This is a genomic window from Rhodococcus sp. IEGM 1370, assembly GCF_033142325.1.
In the GTDB taxonomy this organism is placed as follows: Bacteria; Actinomycetota; Actinomycetes; order Mycobacteriales; family Mycobacteriaceae; genus Rhodococcoides.
Window position 1 is genome coordinate 106267 of the sequence record NZ_JAWLRY010000012.1, and the last position, 16087, is coordinate 122353.

A 16087-nucleotide genomic window follows, 5' to 3' on the forward strand; every position below is an offset into this window, starting at 1 on the left:
CAACCCAGTTTCCGGCTGCTACCGTCGAGGCGTTGTGAGAATCTCTGCGCTGGGCCCGCCGCGCCTGCGGACGGTTATCGCAGTCGCCGCTGTCCTGTATTTGTTGGCTCACACCATCGCTCAATGCGGCATCGCCTGGGAACAGGACCATCACAGCGACGGCGTACACATCGTTTCGTCCTCGTCTCAGGCCGCCGCGGAACTCTCCCCGAACCACGCGCACATCGACGTCGGATCGCCCCACATGGCGCACGATACGAACACCGTCATCGCAATGCCCCGATCCGACAACCCGCCCCGCCCATCGACCATCGCCGCGGTCGCCGCGATGGCCTTCGATGTGGTGTTGGTGGCGATGTCTGCCCCGCGCAACCCGCGAGCCCCACCGGATCTACCCATTCCGATCCGGCACGGCCGAACCGTCTTGAACGAACTCTGTATCAACAGGTGCTGATCAGCAGCCCGCGGGCCATCCGAGGACTCCTCTTCTCATGGCCCAGTTCGTGCTGCCCATCACTCACTTACTGCGCCCTCGCAGGTCACATACAGGGATTACTCATGAACAGTGCTGTTCGCTCCACACTCGTGCCACCGTCCTCCGCCGGCCACATGTTGGCGACCGCCAAGAACTGCCCGGAACCGAGCACGATGGTCGGCAACACTCCTGTTCTGTGGATCGGTGAACCGTTCGCGGACTCCGGCCGCGGTTTCTGGGCGAAACTCGAAGGCAGCAATCCCGGCGGGATGAAAGACCGCCCCGCGCTGCACATGGTCGAGAAAGCAAAGGCCCGCGGCGACCTCGCTCCCGGTTCGATGATCATCGAATCCACCAGCGGCACCCTCGGCCTGGGTTTGGCCCTGGCCGGGATCACCCATCACCACCCCGTCACCCTCGTCACCGACCCGGGACTGGAACCGATCGTGCACCGGATGCTCGCCGCGTACGGTGCCCGCGTCGAACTGGTCACCACACCGCACCCCGACGGCGGCTGGCAGCAGGCCCGGCGTGAGAAGGTCCGTGAGCTCCTCGATACACATCCAGGGTCGTGGTGCCCGGATCAGTACACCAACCCGGACAATGTCGAGGCGTACGAGTCGCTCGCTCACGAACTCATCGCCCAGCTCGGCCGCGTCGACACCTTGGTTTGCTCGGTGGGTACCGGAGGGCACTCCGCCGGGGTGGCCCGGGTGCTCCGGCAGTTCTGCCCCGACCTGAAACTGGTCGGTGTCGACACCATCGGATCGACGATCTTCGGGCAACCCGCCAGCGCTCGGCTCATGCGCGGGTTGGGTTCGAGCATCTATCCCGACAATATCGACTATCCCGCCTTCGACGAGGTGCACTGGGTGGCCCCGCACGAAGCGGTGTGGTCGTGCCGCACCCTGGCGGCGACGCACCACGCCAGCGGCGGCTGGAGCGTCGGGGCCGTGGCCCTCGCGGCCGGCTGGATCGCTCGCACCAGCCCGCCGGAGACCCGGGTCGCGGCGGTCTTCCCCGACGGACCGCAGCGCTACTTCGACACCATCTACAACGACGACTACTGCACCGAGCATGGCCTGCTCGACGTTGACCCGCCGACCGAGCCGACGACCATCGCCCACCCCACCGATGAGACTGTGACGTCGTGGACGCGGTGCGCCACCGTCGTCGATCCCACCGTCGTCGATCCCACCGTCGTCGATCCCACCGAAAGCGTTCGATGAAAACTTTTCTGACCAAGTTCCGTAGCTTCGACCGGCCCAGCCAGGTGTTGATGGTCAACCAGTTCTCCATCAACGTCGGTTTCTACATGCTGATGCCGTACCTGGCCGGGTATCTGGCCGGTCCCCTGGGCCTGGCGGCGTGGGCGGTCGGGCTGGTGCTGGGGATGCGCAACTTCTCCCAGCAAGGGATGTTCCTGCTCGGCGGCACCCTCGCCGACCGCCTCGGATACAAACCCTTGATCGTCGCCGGCTGCCTGCTGCGGGTCGCCGGTTTCGTACTGCTCGCGGCCGCGGAATCGCTGCCGGCGATCCTGCTCGCCTCGGCCGCAACCGGGTTCGCCGGTGCGCTGTTCAACCCGGCCGTGCGGGCGTATCTGGCCGCCGACGCCGGTCCACGGCGGGTCGAGGCGTTCGCGGTGTTCAACGTGTTCTATCAGGCCGGGATTCTGCTGGGCCCGTTGATCGGTCTCGCGCTGACCACCCTCGACTTCCGAGTCACCTCACTGGCCGCGGCCGCGATTTTTGCTGTGCTGACGATCGTGCAGATCTGGACGCTCCCCGCGCACCGGGCCGAAACTGCCGGGGCCACGACATCGGTACTCGAGGACTGGCGGGTGGTGATGTCCAACCGACCCTTCGTGCTGTTCGCGCTGGCGATGATCGGATCCTACGTGCTTTCGTTCCAGATCTATCTTGCGCTGCCGCTGCAGGCGGCGGTAGTAGTCGGTGACGGCAGGTCCGACACCGCTCTGGTGACCTCGTTGTTCGTGGTCTCCGGCGTGGTCGCGATCGCCGGGCAGTTCCGGATCACGTCCTGGTTGTCCCGCAGGTGGGGTTCGGGGCGAAGCGTGGTGGTCGGTATGGCAATCATGGCGCTGGCGTTCCTCCCGCTGATCGTGCTGCCGAGCCCGGCCGCGCTGGGCGGGTGGGCCGCCGCCGGCGCCCTGGTGTTCACCGCTGCACTGTTGGCGGTCGGCACCGCCGCGGTGTTTCCGTTCGAGATGGACACGGTGGTGACCCTGTCGGGCGGGAAGCTGGTGGCCACCCATTACGGGTTCTACAACACCATCGTCGGGGTCGGCATCCTGCTCGGTAATCTGGGTACAGGTGCCGTCTTCGGGCTTCTCAGCGACGCGCATCTGGGTGCACTGATCTGGGCGATACTGACCCTGGTCGGGGCGGCATCTGTGGCCGCTCTCTATGCGCTCGATCGATCCGACCGGCTCACCCCACCCCCCACCGAGACCACGGTGACCGAAAGCGGCGAGGTACCGGCCACCGGCTAGCGGCAGTGCACGCCGGGAAATGGCCTGCACTGCCCACACCCATGCACTGCCCACACCCAAGACCTCGACGATGATTGCCGAACACGAGGGTATCGACGCGGCACCGTTCACGTCTATCCACCGACCGGTGGCCCGCATTCACGCGAATGCGGGCCACCCACACCTCAGGCGGGGGTACTGCGGTGACGTTGGAGGCGACGGACGACGGGGTAACCCGTGACCACCCCGAGGACGATACCGATTTGCATGAGCATCCAGAACGCAGCATCGGTGGCCGGTGGCATGGTCTCGGTGTAGTGCAGCAGCAGCATCCAACCACCCATCCCGAGGTCGAAAGCCAGTACGGTCAACGCGGCGACGCCGACCGCAGCCAGGACAGAACGCCGATGGATTGCCTGCGCACCGACTACCGGTGTGATGGCCGAACGCTCGTATGCGAAGAGCATGATCGTGGCCAGTATGGCGATGACGATGATCATCACCCAAAGAACACTCTGTCCGCACGAGATTCGACGTCGGCAAGGACGGAAGCGACATCATCGAGAAGATTGTGGGCATCTCTGCGCGCGCGTAATCCGCGTTCGTAGTAGCCGGAGTCGAGGACGCCCGCCGATGCAGGCTCTGGTGCGACGTTCGATTCTGGGTGCCGCTCCCGCATCCGAGGGCGGTGTTCCGGTCAGTGCCCAGGGTCATGCCGTAGCACCGGTGCGGCACATCTCGTTGCATACCGTAGGGGGGTATGGTAAATCTGTAAGTGGGTCGCGACGACCTCGATCACATTCCGAATCGAAGAAAGAAGGGCATCGATGAACACCACCGTCACCGTCACCGGAATGACCTGCGGGCACTGCGTCTCCTCGGTCCGAGAGGAGATCAGCGGCATCCCCGGTGTGACCGCCGTGAATGTCGACCTCGCGAGCGGCCGAGTCGATATCGACTCGGACACCCCGATCGAGCAGACGGCCATCGCCCACGCAGTCGACGAGGCCGGCTACCAGCTCGCCTCCTGATCGACACCAGACCCGGACAGGAGATTCGCACGATGAACGCATCATCGAAGTTCGTCGGATTCACCATCGCCCTAGCCGCGGTCTTCGGGCTCGCCTTCGGAGCCGGGGACGCCTTCGGCCCCGAAGGTGCCGCACCACCCGACACACACGACACCTCGACTCACGACGCCGCCGCGGTGTCCACTGCGGGCGGGCCCGTCGCCAATCAGAGACCTGGAGGATTGATGGTCACCGACAGCAGATACGCCGCGGTGCCCGCCGCCTCGGAGCCGATGCCCGCCGGGCACGGACACTGACACACCACCACACCCCGAGAGGAGCGACGATGAATCCCGTCACGCACCACCCCACCGCCGACGGCCGGGTCGAACTCGACATCGGTGGTATGACCTGCGCCTCCTGCGCGAACCGGATCGAGAAAAAGCTCAACAAGCTCGACGGTGTCACCGCGACGGTGAACTACGCCACCGAAAAAGCACGCGTCGACTACGTCGGTGATGTCTCGACCGAGGATCTCGTGGGCACCGTCGAGCAGGCCGGCTACACCGCCACGGTCCCCGCGCCCGCCGCCTCCTCCACCGACCCCGACGCGGCCGGGCCAGCCGAGATCGACCCCACCGCCTCGCTGCGCCAACGCCTGCTCATATCGCTGGTGCTCAGCGTGCCGGTGATCGCGATGGCTATGGTTCCGGTACTGCAGTTCACCAACTGGCAGTGGCTTTCCTTGACCCTCGCCGCACCCGTGGTGGTGTGGGGGGCATGGCCGTTCCACAAGGCCGCCTTCACCAATCTGCGGCACGCCACCTCAACGATGGACACCCTGATCTCGATGGGCACCATCGCAGCACTGGGGTGGTCGTTGTATGCCCTGTTCTGGGGCACCGCCGGAACGGCCGGCATGACACACCCGTTCGAGCTGACCATCTCCCGCTCCGACGGGGCCGGCAACATCTACCTCGAGGCCGCAGCCGGAGTCACCACCTTCATCCTCGCCGGCCGCTACTTCGAAGCACGCTCCAAGCGACGCGCCGGTGCCGCCCTGCGTGCCCTGCTCGAGCTCGGTGCCAAGGAAGTCTCCGTCCTGCGCGAGGGTGTCGAACAGCGCATCCCCACCGATCAACTCATCGTCGGTGACGAGTTCGTCGTCCGCCCCGGGGAGAAGATCGCCACCGACGGCGTGGTCGCCGACGGCTCTTCCGCGGTCGACAATTCGATGTTGACCGGCGAATCCGTGCCCGTCGAGGTAGGACCCGATGATCTGGTCGTCGGCGCGACGGTCAACGTCGGTGGCCGAATCGTGGTCCGGGCGACCCGCATCGGCTCGGACACCCAGCTCGCACAGATGGCGAAACTCGTCGAAGACGCTCAGACCGGTAAAGCCCAAGCTCAGCGTCTGGCCGACAAGATCTCCGGAGTCTTCGTCCCGATCGTGATCGCCCTTGCCGCGGCGACACTCGGCTTCTGGATCGGCACCGGCGGTGGGATCGCGGCCGCGTTCACCGCAGCCGTCGCCGTCCTGATCATCGCCTGCCCGTGTGCCCTCGGCCTGGCCACCCCGACCGCGCTGATGGTCGGCACCGGCCGCGGCGCTCAGCTCGGCATCCTGATCAAGGGTCCCGAAGTGCTCGAATCGACCCGCCGTGTCGACACCGTGGTACTCGACAAGACCGGCACCGTCACCACCGGCAAGATGACTCTGCTCGACGTGATCACCGCCGACGGCGAGGACACCGCGCAGGTGCTGCGCCTGGCCGGTGCACTCGAAGATTCGTCCGAGCACCCCATCGCCCAGGCCATCGCCAAAGGTGCCCGCGAGAAGGTCGGAGCCCTGCCACCGGTGGAGCAGTTTATAAATATCGAAGGCCTCGGGGTGCAGGGCATAGTCGACGACCACGCAATGATCGTCGGACGGGCCCGCCTCCTCGCCGACCGGGCGCAGCAGCTGCCGGACGAACTCGAAAGTGCGATGCGTGCAGCCGAATCCGAGGGCAAGACCGCCGTCGCAGTCGGTTGGGACGGTCGGGCTCGCGGAGTACTGGTCGTCGCCGACGCGGTCAAACCCACCTCCGCCGAGGCGATCGAGCAGCTGCGGGGCCTGGGTTTGACGCCGATCATGCTCACCGGCGACAACGCAGCCGCCGCGCGTGCCATCGCCGACCAGGTCGGCATCCACGAAGTGATCGCGGAGGTGCTGCCCGCAGACAAGGTGGACGTCGTCAAAAGGCTGCAGGAGCAGGGCAAGGTAGTGGCGATGGTCGGCGACGGCGTGAACGACGCCGCCGCGTTGGCGCAGGCCGACCTCGGTCTGGCGATGGGCACCGGTACCGACGTTGCGATCGAAGCCAGCGATCTGACGTTGGTGCGCGGTGATCTGCGCGCAGCAGCGGATGCTATCCGCCTGTCCCGCCGAACGTTGGGCACCATCAAGGGCAACTTGTTCTGGGCGTTCGCCTACAACGTGGCTGCCCTCCCCTTGGCTGCGGCCGGGCTGCTCAATCCGATGCTGGCCGGTGCAGCGATGGCGTTCTCGTCGGTGTTCGTGGTCAGCAACAGCTTGCGGTTGCGCCGGTTCAAGTCCCTCACCGGATAACCGCGCGGGTAGAACAAGCACCCAAAAGGCTGGGGTGGGCGTGGCATGCAGGCGCGCCACCCCACCCCACCGCTACAACCCCGATGCTGCCTACGAAAGGAGAGGGCCATGTCCTTCGTGACAACGACCTTGGTGCAGATCACCCGGCACCCGGCGACCCGAGCGGTGGCCCGCTGCGCGGTGATGTGCGCTGTGGCGGCGGCCCAGCGACGACTCGACGGACCGACCCTCTCGCGCCATACCCCGGGCGGGCATAATCGAGGATGCTCGGCATGACACTCGGATTCCAGGAGGACACCATGGCCACTCCCGCGGCCGCGCAGGCACCCGCCGAGACCGACGGCCATGATCACGCCGCGCACGGCTACATCACCGAAAAGGACGCCTACCTCAAACGCCTCAAGCGCATCGAAGGCCAGGCCCGAGGACTGCAGCGCATGGTCGAGGAAGACAAGTACTGCATCGACATCCTCACCCAGGTCTCGGCGATGACCAAAGCCTTGCAGGCGGTGGCCATGGGCCTGCTCGAAGCTCACATCAGCCACTGCGTGGTCGACGCCGCCATCGCCGGCGGTCCCCAAGCCGACGCGAAGATCAAAGAGGCCACCGACGCGATCTCACGGCTCGTCCGCTCCTGAGCACCGGCAGTGCGAAGCCATTCCTCGCCGTCCACTCCCGCGTGCTTGTCGGAAACCTCGGCGAGGCGGCGCAGGCAGAGACCGTCATGACCGAAACCGTATCGGCGATTCTGCGCGATCGCCGAGTCCTCGCCACCGTGGCAGCGCTGGCAATACTGGCAGTGGCTGCCGCCCTCGTACCCCGCCCGTCGATCATTGTGGTGCGCGAGTGGGCGGAGTCGATGGGCCCGTCGTTCGTGGTGGTGTTCTTTCTGACCCAGGCGGTGTTGACGATTGCCCCGGTACCGCGCACGGTGTTCACCCTCAGCGCCGGACTGTTGTTCGGTCCCGCCACCGGGGTCGCCGTCACGATCGCCGCCACAACTGTCAGCGCTGTGCTGGCGTTGCTGCTGGTGCGCGCGCTCGGGCGCACCGCGGTGCAGGAGCGGCTGACGAATCCTGCGGTCAAGTCCATCGATGCCCGGTTGGCTCGGCGGGGGTGGCTGGCCGTCGGGTCCTTGCGGCTCATTGCCCCGGCACCGTTCGCCCTGGTCAACTACTGCTCCGGACTCTCCGCGGTGCGCCTGCTGCCCTACACGACGGCCACTGTCGTGGGGATTCTGCCCGGTACGATCGCCGCGGTGCTGTTCGGGGACGCTTTGACCGGGCGAACGAATCCGGCATTGATAGTGGTGACGTCGGCCTGCGTGGCCGCCGGGGTGGCAGGATTGCTGGCCGACGCCCGCCTGCCGGTGTCGCAGGCACAGCCCAACACCGCAGATGGCGCATCGAGAAGCGGTCGCCTTCGTCGTCTGTTGCTGCCGGACCGCGGATAGGACGTGGCGAGAAATCCTACAATTTTGCTGCGCCTGCACCGCCAAAGCCAGCGGAGTTGCCGAACTCCTGACCTACGCGAGAAGTAGGGCACGCGCGTTCCCCGCGGATTCGCAGTCGAAGAGCCCACACCATCACCCCCACCGACATCACTCCGATTACGGGCTGCACGGGTGCCCATAGATCCAGAGCACCGCTCACCCCGACCGCCACCACTACCAGTTTGTTGCATATCGGACATCCGACTGCCAACAACGACAACGCATTCGCACTGACCCCTACACGGGAAGAAACCGACGACGCCAGCCCAGTGCTCACGTATGTCGCAAGAATGAGGCCACTGAGAACTGCGGTGGCAATCCACACCGGATAGTTCCACCACAACACCGGGGTCATTCGAACGTAGAACGCAGTGTGGATGATCCCGGTGGGGATCGCCACGACCAGCGCGGCCACCGTCGCGCCCAGTAACGCGGCCACCCAACGGCGCGCCGGCCAGTCACGCATCGTCACAGTCGTCATCCCTCTCCCGGTCAGCGGACACCACCCAACCGTCTACTATGAATGATAGTAGTTTGCAGGTGCGGTGAGTCGGGGTCAACGACGCCGACTCGCCGCCCATACGGCACAGGCGTCGAGCGTCGACGCGAAAGCCTCAGCCGACCGTGAGGAACCGTCTACGACTGCCGATACCCGACAATGGTGCCGGCGAGGCCGGACACAGTCCCATGCGGCTCTCGCCGCGCTCCGTTTCCTTCGCTGGTGACGCAGGGAACCCACACCGACCCCAGAGGATTTCTTCTGTGCATTCTTTTTCAGGCCCGACGCGGCGTGTCCGCGCTACCCTGATCGCCTCGATCATCGTTGTTGCCGCGGCATTTTCGGTAAATGCTCCAGCTTCGGCGGACCCTGCTGCACCCCCGGTGAACGCATCCGAAGCCGTACGACAACTCGCTGAACTCAATGCGACCGCATTCACTCTCACCGAGAGCATGTACGCCGCGCAGGACACCCTCGATCGTCGCCGCGGCGAACTGAGTACCGCAGTTCAATTCGCCCACGAGACCTCGGCGGCGGCTCGGGAAGCCGAAGTGGCCGCATCCGCCAACCGTCGAGCACTGGCCACAGCTGTCGACGCCGCGTACAAAGGTGTACCGCAATCCCCTCTCGGGGCCGTTCTGGTCGCGGACAGCCCGCAGCAACTACTCGATCAGATGGTGTTGTTGGACCGGATCCTCGCCGATCGAGCCGCTGCACTCGCCGACTCGACACAGATCGACGAAGAAGCGCGAGACCAGCTCGAACAAGCCCGGCAAGCACAGGCGTCCGCTGCGGTAGCCGAGGCGGACGCCGCACGTACACAACGCGACCTCGAGCAACGCCAGACCGACCTGGCCGATCAGATCGCCAAAATCACCGACCAATTCGCCGCCCTCACCGATGCGGATCGAGCTGCCATCGTCAGCCCCGGCACCACGAATCCTTCCGAGCTACCCGCCGCCGTCTCGGCTGCGAGTGGAACATCAGCGGAGGCGATGCGCATCGCCCTCGACCAACTCGGCAAACCCTATTCCTGGGGAGCTACCGGGCCGGGGTCCTTCGATTGCTCCGGACTGATCTACTTCGCCTACAAACAACTGGGACTGACCGTTCCACGCGTGGCCGCAGACCAAGCACGAGCGGGCACACCTGTCTCCCGCGAATCAGTGCAACCGGGTGACTTCATCTCTCTCTACTCACCGATCGGACACATCGGGATCTACATCGGCGACGGGAAATACGTCAACGCCCCCACCGGCGGCGACGTCGTCAAAGTCGCGCCCGTTCCCTGGGATGAAGTGACCGCAATCAACCGGCCCATCGCCACCTGATTCGATGTCCACGGTCCGGACGCCGCGACTGCGAGGAGACCGGATGCCCGTGTGGCAGACCGGTAAGATCGAACCGGTGAGGATTTCAGCCACGGAACCTATGAACCAGAAGTGGCTCCTAGGTGCTGTTTGCGCTTCGATAGTGCTGTTCGGAGTCCTTCTCATGCATTCTGCGCCGATGTCGTTCGCAACGGCGACGAGTATCGGCGAACACTCGATGACCTCGACGGTGAGCGCTCCACCTGCCGTCGACGAGCATTCGGGAGCATCATCTGCGACAGCATCGGAGAGTGGTTCCGCAGCACACTGCGGGAACGGCTGTGGCGATCACAGCTCGGTCATGCATCTGTGTCTGGCTATCATCGGTGCTGTCGCGGCGTTGGCCGTCTTACGGGCAATCGTTGTGGGCTTCGCCGGTTCTCTCGTCCACGCTGCGCGGCTGTCGGCAGTTCGTCGTCGAACCGGGCACCCGCCGCCCTGGACCATTTTCACTCTCTCCGAATTGTCTGTGCTTCGGATCTGACAGGTGACTCACCGTTGTGTGAGACACAGATGTCGACGGGTCAGTGTGCCTGTCGATCCGAACCACCCCACCAACAATTTCAGGAGTTTGTTATGCGTTCGAATCGATCTACCCGTTTCACGATCGCGATAACGGCGGCTTCCGCTGTCGCCGCCGCAGTTCTCGCTGGCTGCAGCAGTAACGACGGCGAAATGAACATGCCCGGCATGTCGAGCAGCGATACACCGGCCTCGTCGTCCTCCGAGAATTCCGCCGAAGCATCGGCCGAATTCAACGATGCCGATGTCACGTTCGTCGAAGGGATGTACCCCCACCATGCACAAGCGGTGGAGATGGCTTCACTTGTCGACGGCCGAACCGAGAATGCTCAGGTCATCGAGCTGGCCCAGGCCATCGAAGCAGCTCAAGCACCGGAGATGGAGCAGATGAATGCCCTGCTCACCGCATGGGGACAGCCCGCAGCGTCCGCCGACATGGGCGGAATGGACATGGGCGGTATGGACATGGGGAGCGGTGGCATGACCGGCATGATGAGCCAGGAAGACATGGACATGTTGTCGGCCGCCAACGGAGCGGAGTTCGACTCCATGTGGCTCACCATGATGATCGAGCACCACAAGGGGGCAATCGAGATGGCTCAGATCGAGTTGGCCGACGGCTCCAATGCTGATGCCAAGGAGCTTGCCTCCACAATCATCGATGCGCAGCAGAGCGAAATCTCCACAATGGAAAGTTTGCTCGCCCAGTAACTCTCAATTCTGGGAACTATCAACCGTAGGGCGGGGCTCGGCCGATACCGAGCCCCGCCCTTCGGTTTCGAAGGACCTGGCCCTTTTAGCTGCCACACCGATCAACACGGCCCCGGAAACATGCCCTCCCCTGCTGATGCACCCGCCTGCGGGGTCCTTGGGACACGCAGATCCGCGGTAGGGACAGGGGGCGGCTCTCGGATCGGGTCATCGCGGCCCGGCGGGGGCGCGCCGTCGACAGAGAGTGGGTTCGATACCACCGGCACGGGCAGTTGGGGAGGCGTGGTCTTGCACGTGCGGCTGCTCGGTTTCCTTCTCAGATGGGTAATACAACCGAACTGACGAATTCATTGCGTATCCAGGCAATGAACAGACCCCACACCCCCGTCAGCAGGGCGACACCGACGGCGATCATGATCACTCCGCCTGCCACTTTGATTCTCTGCGAGTTCCGCCGTAGCCAGCCGACACCGCGCATCGCCGAACTCGAGCCGAACGCGAGGACCACGAACGGTAGACCGAGTCCCAGACAGTAGGCGACGATGAGAGTGACGCCGCGCGCTGCGGTTGCGCCTTCAGTGCCAGCGGCAACGGACAACACCCCGGCGAGCGTGGGGCCAAGGCACGGCGTCCAGCCGAGCGCGAACACGCCACCGAGCAGCGGCGCTCCAGCAAGAGACGAGATGGTTTGCGGCGCGAATCGAGTGTCGCGTTGGAATGCGGGAATGAACCCGATGAACGTCAAGCCCATGATGATCGTGATGGCACCGCCGACCTGCTGAAGCACCTGTTCGTTGATGCGCAGGGTGCCGATGACCCCGAAAATCGAGGCGGTGGCGAGGACGAAGACGATGGTGAAGCCGGCGACGAACAACCCCGCTGCACCTGCCACGCGCCAGCGGCTTGCCAGCTTCGGCGGTGCTTCACCAGTCGAGGCGGCGGCGAGCGACGGCACGTCGGCACCTGCGATGCCCGCCAGGTACGACAGGTAGCCCGGCACCAGGGGCACCACGCACGGTGACGCGAACGAGACCAGCCCGGCGAGCATACATGCGGCGATCGCCAGTACCAGAGGTCCGCTCGATGCCAGATTTTGGAACGTCGAGCCAACGCCGCCTTGGGCAAGAAGAACAGTCATTCGTCTGCTATCCGTTCGACGACAGGGAGCAGGTCTTCGGCGAGGAGGGCACGCATGAACACTGCCGCCACCCGGTGCTCTCGATCGAGTACCAGCGTCGAGGGAATCACGCTGGTCGGGTAGTTCCCGCCGAGGGCGATCAGCGTCCGCATCGAGGGGTCGTAGATCGAGGCGTAGGAGACATTGTTGTCGACAACGAAGTCCTGCGCTTTGTCCTTCTGCGGATCTCGAACATTGATACCGAGGAACTGCACACCGCGCTCGCGGGTTGCTTCGTAGACCTCTTCGAGGTCGTCGGCTTCGCCGCGGCAGGGGCCGCACCACTGACCCCAGAGATTGATCACGACCACCTCGCCGTCATAGTCCGACAGAGCGGTGTTCTTACCTTCCTCCATCAGATCGGGTCCGGCGAGTTCACCGATGGTTCCGCGCGTTTCGGGGGGATCGTAGACGATGTCGGTTTGACCACCGGGTGCAACGAAATCGAAGCTACCTCCGGAGGGCACGGCGTCGGCGCCTGCGGAACATCCGGAGACCAGGAGTACAACGGCAAGGATGGATGCCGTTGCCGTGGCGGGCAGACTGCTCTGTTCGCGTGTGCGAGCCCCCGTAGGGCGGCCGAGTCTCATGAAGTCGACGCCTTTGCTGCAGTACGGATCTGCGCCGATGTCTCGAACATCGTGGGATCGGTGACGCGGTCGATGCCCCAGTCTTGGCCGGTGACGAAGCTCGGGGCACTGTGACTTCCCTCTCCGGAATGCACTACGGACACGAGGCAGTCAGTTGATTCGGATCGTGGTCGTGGCTCCTGGATCCTGGTCCGGTCGATACCCGGTCGGCAACACCGGCCGGGTCGACGCGGGATTGACGCGACCGGTGCCGCATGACCTCGCCGAAGCACAGGGCGGCGGCTAGCAGGCGACATCAGTTCAAACCCGCGTACGAATGCAGTCCGGAGACCACCATGTTGATGATGAACAGGTTGAACAGCATGGCCACGAATCCGGCGATGTTGATCCACGCGGCCCGGGTGTCACGCCACCCGCTGGTGGCCCGGGCGTGCAGGTACGCGGCGTAGATGATCCACGCGATGAATGAGACCGTCTCTTTCGGGTCCCAGCCCCAGAACCGACCCCACGCGGCCTCGGCCCAGATCGCGCCGAGGATGACACCGATTCCGAACAGGGGAAACGCGAAGATGGTGGTCTTGTACGCCAGCACGTCGAGCGAGTGCGCCGAGGGGAGACGAGCGACGATCCGGCCCACTCTGCTGTCGGGGACGGCGTTGTTGTTGGGATATCGGATCCGGATCAGGAACAATGTGCTGGCTGCACCGGAGATCAGGAACACCCCGCTGCCGAGCGAGACGACGGAGACGTGCACGGGGAGCCAATACGACTGCAAGGCTGGTACGACGGGCGCCGCGTTGGCATAGAGCACAGTTCCGGCAATGAAGAGCAGGATCAAGGTCGGCACGAGGACGAACAACCATAGTGTGCGCAGTTGCTCCGAGCGCAGCACGATCAGTCCGGCAAGTATGCCGGCCGCGCAGGTGACGGAGACGAATTCGTACATGTTTCCCCACGGCGGGCGGCCCGTGGCGATCCCGCGCAGGACGATCGACCCGATATGCAAAGTGAGTGCGAGCATTACCAGGGCGAGTCCCGTGCGGCCCAGGCGTTCGGACGGGGCTCTTCGCTCGGGGACCGGCACGTATCCCGGTGTCGATGATGTCGCTGCGATCAGTTGCGGATGCAGACTCGAGGCCCGGCTCAGAGTCGCTGTTCGTGTCGTTGCGAGTTGTGCGATGAACAGGATCGCGGCGAGAAGGTAGACCACGAAGGCGGTCTCGAAACTGATGTCGCTCCAGCGGGCGAGGGTGTCGTCGATCGGCATGGCGCTACACCGTTTCTGTATCGAGGGTCTCGGAGTGGGTCTTTGTACGCGGCGTCCAGATTTCGGTGCGGAGGGTCTCGAATTCGGGTCCCCATCCGGCGTGATCGGTACGGGCGAGCCCGCCCATCTCCACGCTCGATCGGCCTGTTTCGGCCGGGAGTACACGGAACCAGACTCGACGTCGCTTGATCACCAGCGAGACCAACAGTCCGGTCATCATCGTGATCGCGAACACGAGCACCCACAACTGTGCGGGGTCGTATCCGACCTGCAGGTTGGCGAACTCCTTGGCGCCGTTGAATCGAATGTTGGTGCCGTCGGTGAGGGTCGTCGATTCACCGGGACGCAGGTTCACCCGATCCTGCTTGACAAGTCGGCCCTGGTTGATCATCTCCTGGTCCAGGGAGAAGATCGACTGGGGGATGCCGGTGTCGAGGCCGGTATCTCCTTTGTAGATATCCACTGCCACAGCAGGATCGACCAAGTCCGGGAAGCGGGAGGAGAGCAGGGTTCCGTTGAATTGCGCAGTGGGAGCGAAGAGGCCTTCGATGGCGATCTGGCCGCGGCGTCGCTCATCGGCGGTGGCATAGGTCCCGCCGGGTGGATCGAAACGCAACGCCCCGCTACTCAGGAACGTGGTGGCGTCGTCGGGCCGGAACTGCAGGGCCTCGGTTCGACTCTGACCGTCGGGGAAGGTCACGGTGAATTCCGGGGCGTATCCGTGGCCGGTGAGGTAGATGCGTTCATCTCCGAGCCGGAGGGGTTCGTTGACTTTGAGTTGATAGTCGCGCCAGGTGTCTGCGGCGATGTCGTCGGCGGACTGGTAGGAGATGTTCGAGGTGAACATCTCTGCCTGGCCGTTCTCAAGGTAGTCGGCGTTGAAGTCCTTGACTCTGATGCAGAACGGCTCCAGCCCGGTTCCGTCGGTGCTGTTGCCGGCCCGGAAGGAGTCGTAGATGGCGGGCGAGGTGTTGCAGAAACCGGGCCCGTTGTCGGCGATGACGATGACCGATCCTTCGTAACCGAAGAGCTTGCCGATGGCGATGGCCGCGAGCAGACCGATCAGCGAGAAATGAAAAAGTAGGTTTCCCGCTTCGCGGGTATAGCCCTTCTCGGCGGAGAGGGTGAGCGCCCCATCGGGCTCGGGCCTAACGGCAGTACGCCACCCTCTCAAGTGGGGCGCGATGTCGTCGATGACGGTTTTCGGGCTACCGGCGAGAGCGCCCGAATGATGAAGCGGTAGTCGCGAAAGGTTTCGGGGTACGCGAACTGGCTGTGCGCGAAGGGCTTTACCGTGTTCGATCATTCGGGGAGTCAGGCAGCCGATCAACGACACAAACAGTAGGACGTAGATGGCGGTGAACCAGAAGCTTCCGAATACGTCGAACAATTCCAGCGTGTCCATGACGGCCCCGAGAGCCGGGCGCGCTGCGATGTAGGAATCAACCGCCTGGGTGTTGAGATTGCGCTGTGGCAGCAGGGCGCCTGGGATTGCTGCGATAGCGAGCAAAAACAGCAGCACCAGTGCCGTTCGCATCGAGGTCAGTTGCCGCCACCTGTTGCGCACCGCAGCGATTGCTCTGCGTAACCGTCCCTGCGATGTGAGCGCCGGGGTTTGATCAGCTGTCACACCGCCACACCCTTTCGACGATTGCATCTCAATTACTATGCAACATAGTAGTTGATGGGCCGTGTGCAGTTGTGTGCGGTAGTCGCCTGGGCGAGAGGGTAAGTGCTGCAACCACAAACGTGGTACTTGGTCCATCCGGAACGCTGCCGGGCTGCGGTTCGGTTTAGGCCGCTTTCGGCCCCACGGTAGGCGCGGATCGGTTCTTCTACTCATGCCGTCCAAACGCGTTTCATCCCGCG

Annotated in this window: 20 protein-coding genes; 13 read left to right on the top strand and 7 right to left on the bottom strand. The window is 64.4% G+C overall.

Translation table 11 applies throughout. The annotated features are described in order from the left end of the window. The first annotated feature begins 34 nt into the window (after positions 1-34). The 3 genes from R4P47_RS16075 to R4P47_RS16085 all read left to right on the top strand — a co-directional run bounded on the left by R4P47_RS16075 (position 35) and on the right by R4P47_RS16085 (position 2990). A complete protein-coding gene (locus tag R4P47_RS16075; RefSeq protein WP_255032414.1) occupies positions 35-454 on the top strand; it encodes a hypothetical protein in 420 nt (139 codons plus the stop codon). Positions 455-558: 104 nt separating this feature from the next. Next, complete coding sequence (locus tag R4P47_RS16080; protein WP_411567342.1) at positions 559-1704, top strand: PLP-dependent cysteine synthase family protein; 1146 nt, start codon at positions 559-561, stop codon at positions 1702-1704. Next, positions 1701-2990, top strand: a complete 1290-nt coding sequence (locus R4P47_RS16085) for an MFS transporter (protein WP_317785188.1) — start codon at positions 1701-1703, stop codon at positions 2988-2990. Before R4P47_RS16080 ends, R4P47_RS16085 begins: the two co-directional genes overlap by 4 nt. Positions 2991-3154: 164 nt before the next feature. On the opposite strand, the gene R4P47_RS16090 is transcribed toward R4P47_RS16085, so the two are convergent. Continuing rightward, on the bottom strand, positions 3155-3469 hold the full coding sequence (locus tag R4P47_RS16090; RefSeq protein WP_094686192.1) for a DUF4396 domain-containing protein: 315 nt from the start codon (positions 3467-3469) through the stop codon (positions 3155-3157). A 327-nt stretch (positions 3470-3796) separates the two neighbouring features. Here R4P47_RS16090 and R4P47_RS16095 point away from each other — a divergent pair, with 327 nt between their 5' ends. From R4P47_RS16095 to R4P47_RS16120, 6 genes are all read left to right on the top strand, one after another. Beyond that, complete coding sequence (locus tag R4P47_RS16095) at positions 3797-4000, top strand: heavy-metal-associated domain-containing protein (protein WP_032375705.1); 204 nt, start codon at positions 3797-3799, stop codon at positions 3998-4000. Positions 4001-4032: 32 nt separating this feature from the next. Beyond that, positions 4033-4296 (top strand): hypothetical protein, encoded by a 264-nt coding sequence (locus R4P47_RS16100; protein WP_032375704.1) that lies wholly within the window; start codon positions 4033-4035, stop codon positions 4294-4296. Positions 4297-4325: 29 nt separating this feature from the next. Continuing rightward, positions 4326-6590, top strand: coding sequence for a heavy metal translocating P-type ATPase (locus R4P47_RS16105; RefSeq protein ID WP_094686191.1), 2265 nt, complete (start codon positions 4326-4328; stop codon positions 6588-6590). Between the two features lie 108 nt (positions 6591-6698). Beyond that, on the top strand, positions 6699-6866 hold the full coding sequence (locus tag R4P47_RS16110; protein WP_269595238.1) for a hypothetical protein: 168 nt from the start codon (positions 6699-6701) through the stop codon (positions 6864-6866). 23 nt (positions 6867-6889) lie between these two features. Next, on the top strand, positions 6890-7228 hold the full coding sequence (locus R4P47_RS16115; RefSeq protein WP_032375786.1) for a metal-sensitive transcriptional regulator: 339 nt from the start codon (positions 6890-6892) through the stop codon (positions 7226-7228). 86 nt (positions 7229-7314) lie between these two features. Continuing rightward, positions 7315-8043 carry a TVP38/TMEM64 family protein gene (locus tag R4P47_RS16120; RefSeq protein WP_045841173.1) on the top strand — a complete coding sequence of 243 codons (729 nt, stop codon included), beginning with the start codon at positions 7315-7317 and terminating at the stop codon, positions 8041-8043. Positions 8044-8059: 16 nt separating this feature from the next. Here R4P47_RS16120 and R4P47_RS16125 read toward each other — a convergent pair whose 3' ends face one another. After that, positions 8060-8563 (bottom strand): hypothetical protein, encoded by a 504-nt coding sequence (locus R4P47_RS16125; protein WP_176457804.1) that lies wholly within the window; start codon positions 8561-8563, stop codon positions 8060-8062. 401 nt (positions 8564-8964) lie between these two features. On the opposite strand from R4P47_RS16125, the gene R4P47_RS16130 reads away from it, so the two are divergent. The 3 genes from R4P47_RS16130 (at position 8965) to R4P47_RS16135 (ending at position 11184) form a co-directional block, all read left to right on the top strand. Then, positions 8965-9912, top strand: coding sequence for an NlpC/P60 family protein (locus R4P47_RS16130; protein ID WP_317785189.1), 948 nt, complete (start codon positions 8965-8967; stop codon positions 9910-9912). Between the two features lie 100 nt (positions 9913-10012). Next, on the top strand, positions 10013-10435 hold the full coding sequence (locus R4P47_RS25130; RefSeq protein ID WP_353806439.1) for a DUF6153 family protein: 423 nt from the start codon (positions 10013-10015) through the stop codon (positions 10433-10435). A gap of 206 nt (positions 10436-10641) precedes the next feature. Further along, positions 10642-11184: a DUF305 domain-containing protein gene (locus R4P47_RS16135; protein WP_306436729.1), complete on the top strand. Its 543-nt coding sequence runs from the start codon at positions 10642-10644 to the stop codon at positions 11182-11184. Positions 11185-11500: 316 nt separating this feature from the next. Here the strand turns inward: R4P47_RS16135 and R4P47_RS16140 are convergent, their stop codons facing one another. From R4P47_RS16140 to R4P47_RS16150, 3 genes are read right to left on the bottom strand one after another with little or no spacing between them, the layout of a single operon-like run. Continuing rightward, complete coding sequence (locus R4P47_RS16140; RefSeq protein WP_032375700.1) at positions 11501-12322, bottom strand: cytochrome c biogenesis CcdA family protein; 822 nt, start codon at positions 12320-12322, stop codon at positions 11501-11503. After that, a complete protein-coding gene (locus tag R4P47_RS16145) occupies positions 12319-12951 on the bottom strand; it encodes a TlpA disulfide reductase family protein (RefSeq protein WP_080736598.1) in 633 nt (210 codons plus the stop codon). Before R4P47_RS16145 ends, R4P47_RS16140 begins: the two co-directional genes overlap by 4 nt. Continuing rightward, complete coding sequence (locus R4P47_RS16150) at positions 12948-13094, bottom strand: hypothetical protein (RefSeq protein WP_155288776.1); 147 nt, start codon at positions 13092-13094, stop codon at positions 12948-12950. The genes R4P47_RS16145 and R4P47_RS16150 overlap by 4 nt, the downstream gene beginning before the upstream one ends. 11 nt (positions 13095-13105) lie before the next feature. On the opposite strand from R4P47_RS16150, the gene R4P47_RS16155 reads away from it, so the two are divergent. Then, positions 13106-13237: a DUF3703 domain-containing protein gene (locus R4P47_RS16155; protein ID WP_080733457.1), complete on the top strand. Its 132-nt coding sequence runs from the start codon at positions 13106-13108 to the stop codon at positions 13235-13237. Between the two features lie 9 nt (positions 13238-13246). Here the strand turns inward: R4P47_RS16155 and ccsB are convergent, their stop codons facing one another. Together ccsB and R4P47_RS16165 are read right to left on the bottom strand one after the other, a co-directional pair. Next, positions 13247-14218, bottom strand: coding sequence for a c-type cytochrome biogenesis protein CcsB (gene ccsB / locus R4P47_RS16160; RefSeq protein WP_287453120.1), 972 nt, complete (start codon positions 14216-14218; stop codon positions 13247-13249). 4 nt (positions 14219-14222) lie between these two features. Then, positions 14223-15875: a cytochrome c biogenesis protein ResB gene (locus R4P47_RS16165; protein WP_411567343.1), complete on the bottom strand. Its 1653-nt coding sequence runs from the start codon at positions 15873-15875 to the stop codon at positions 14223-14225. Positions 15876-16087: the final 212 nt, after the last annotated feature.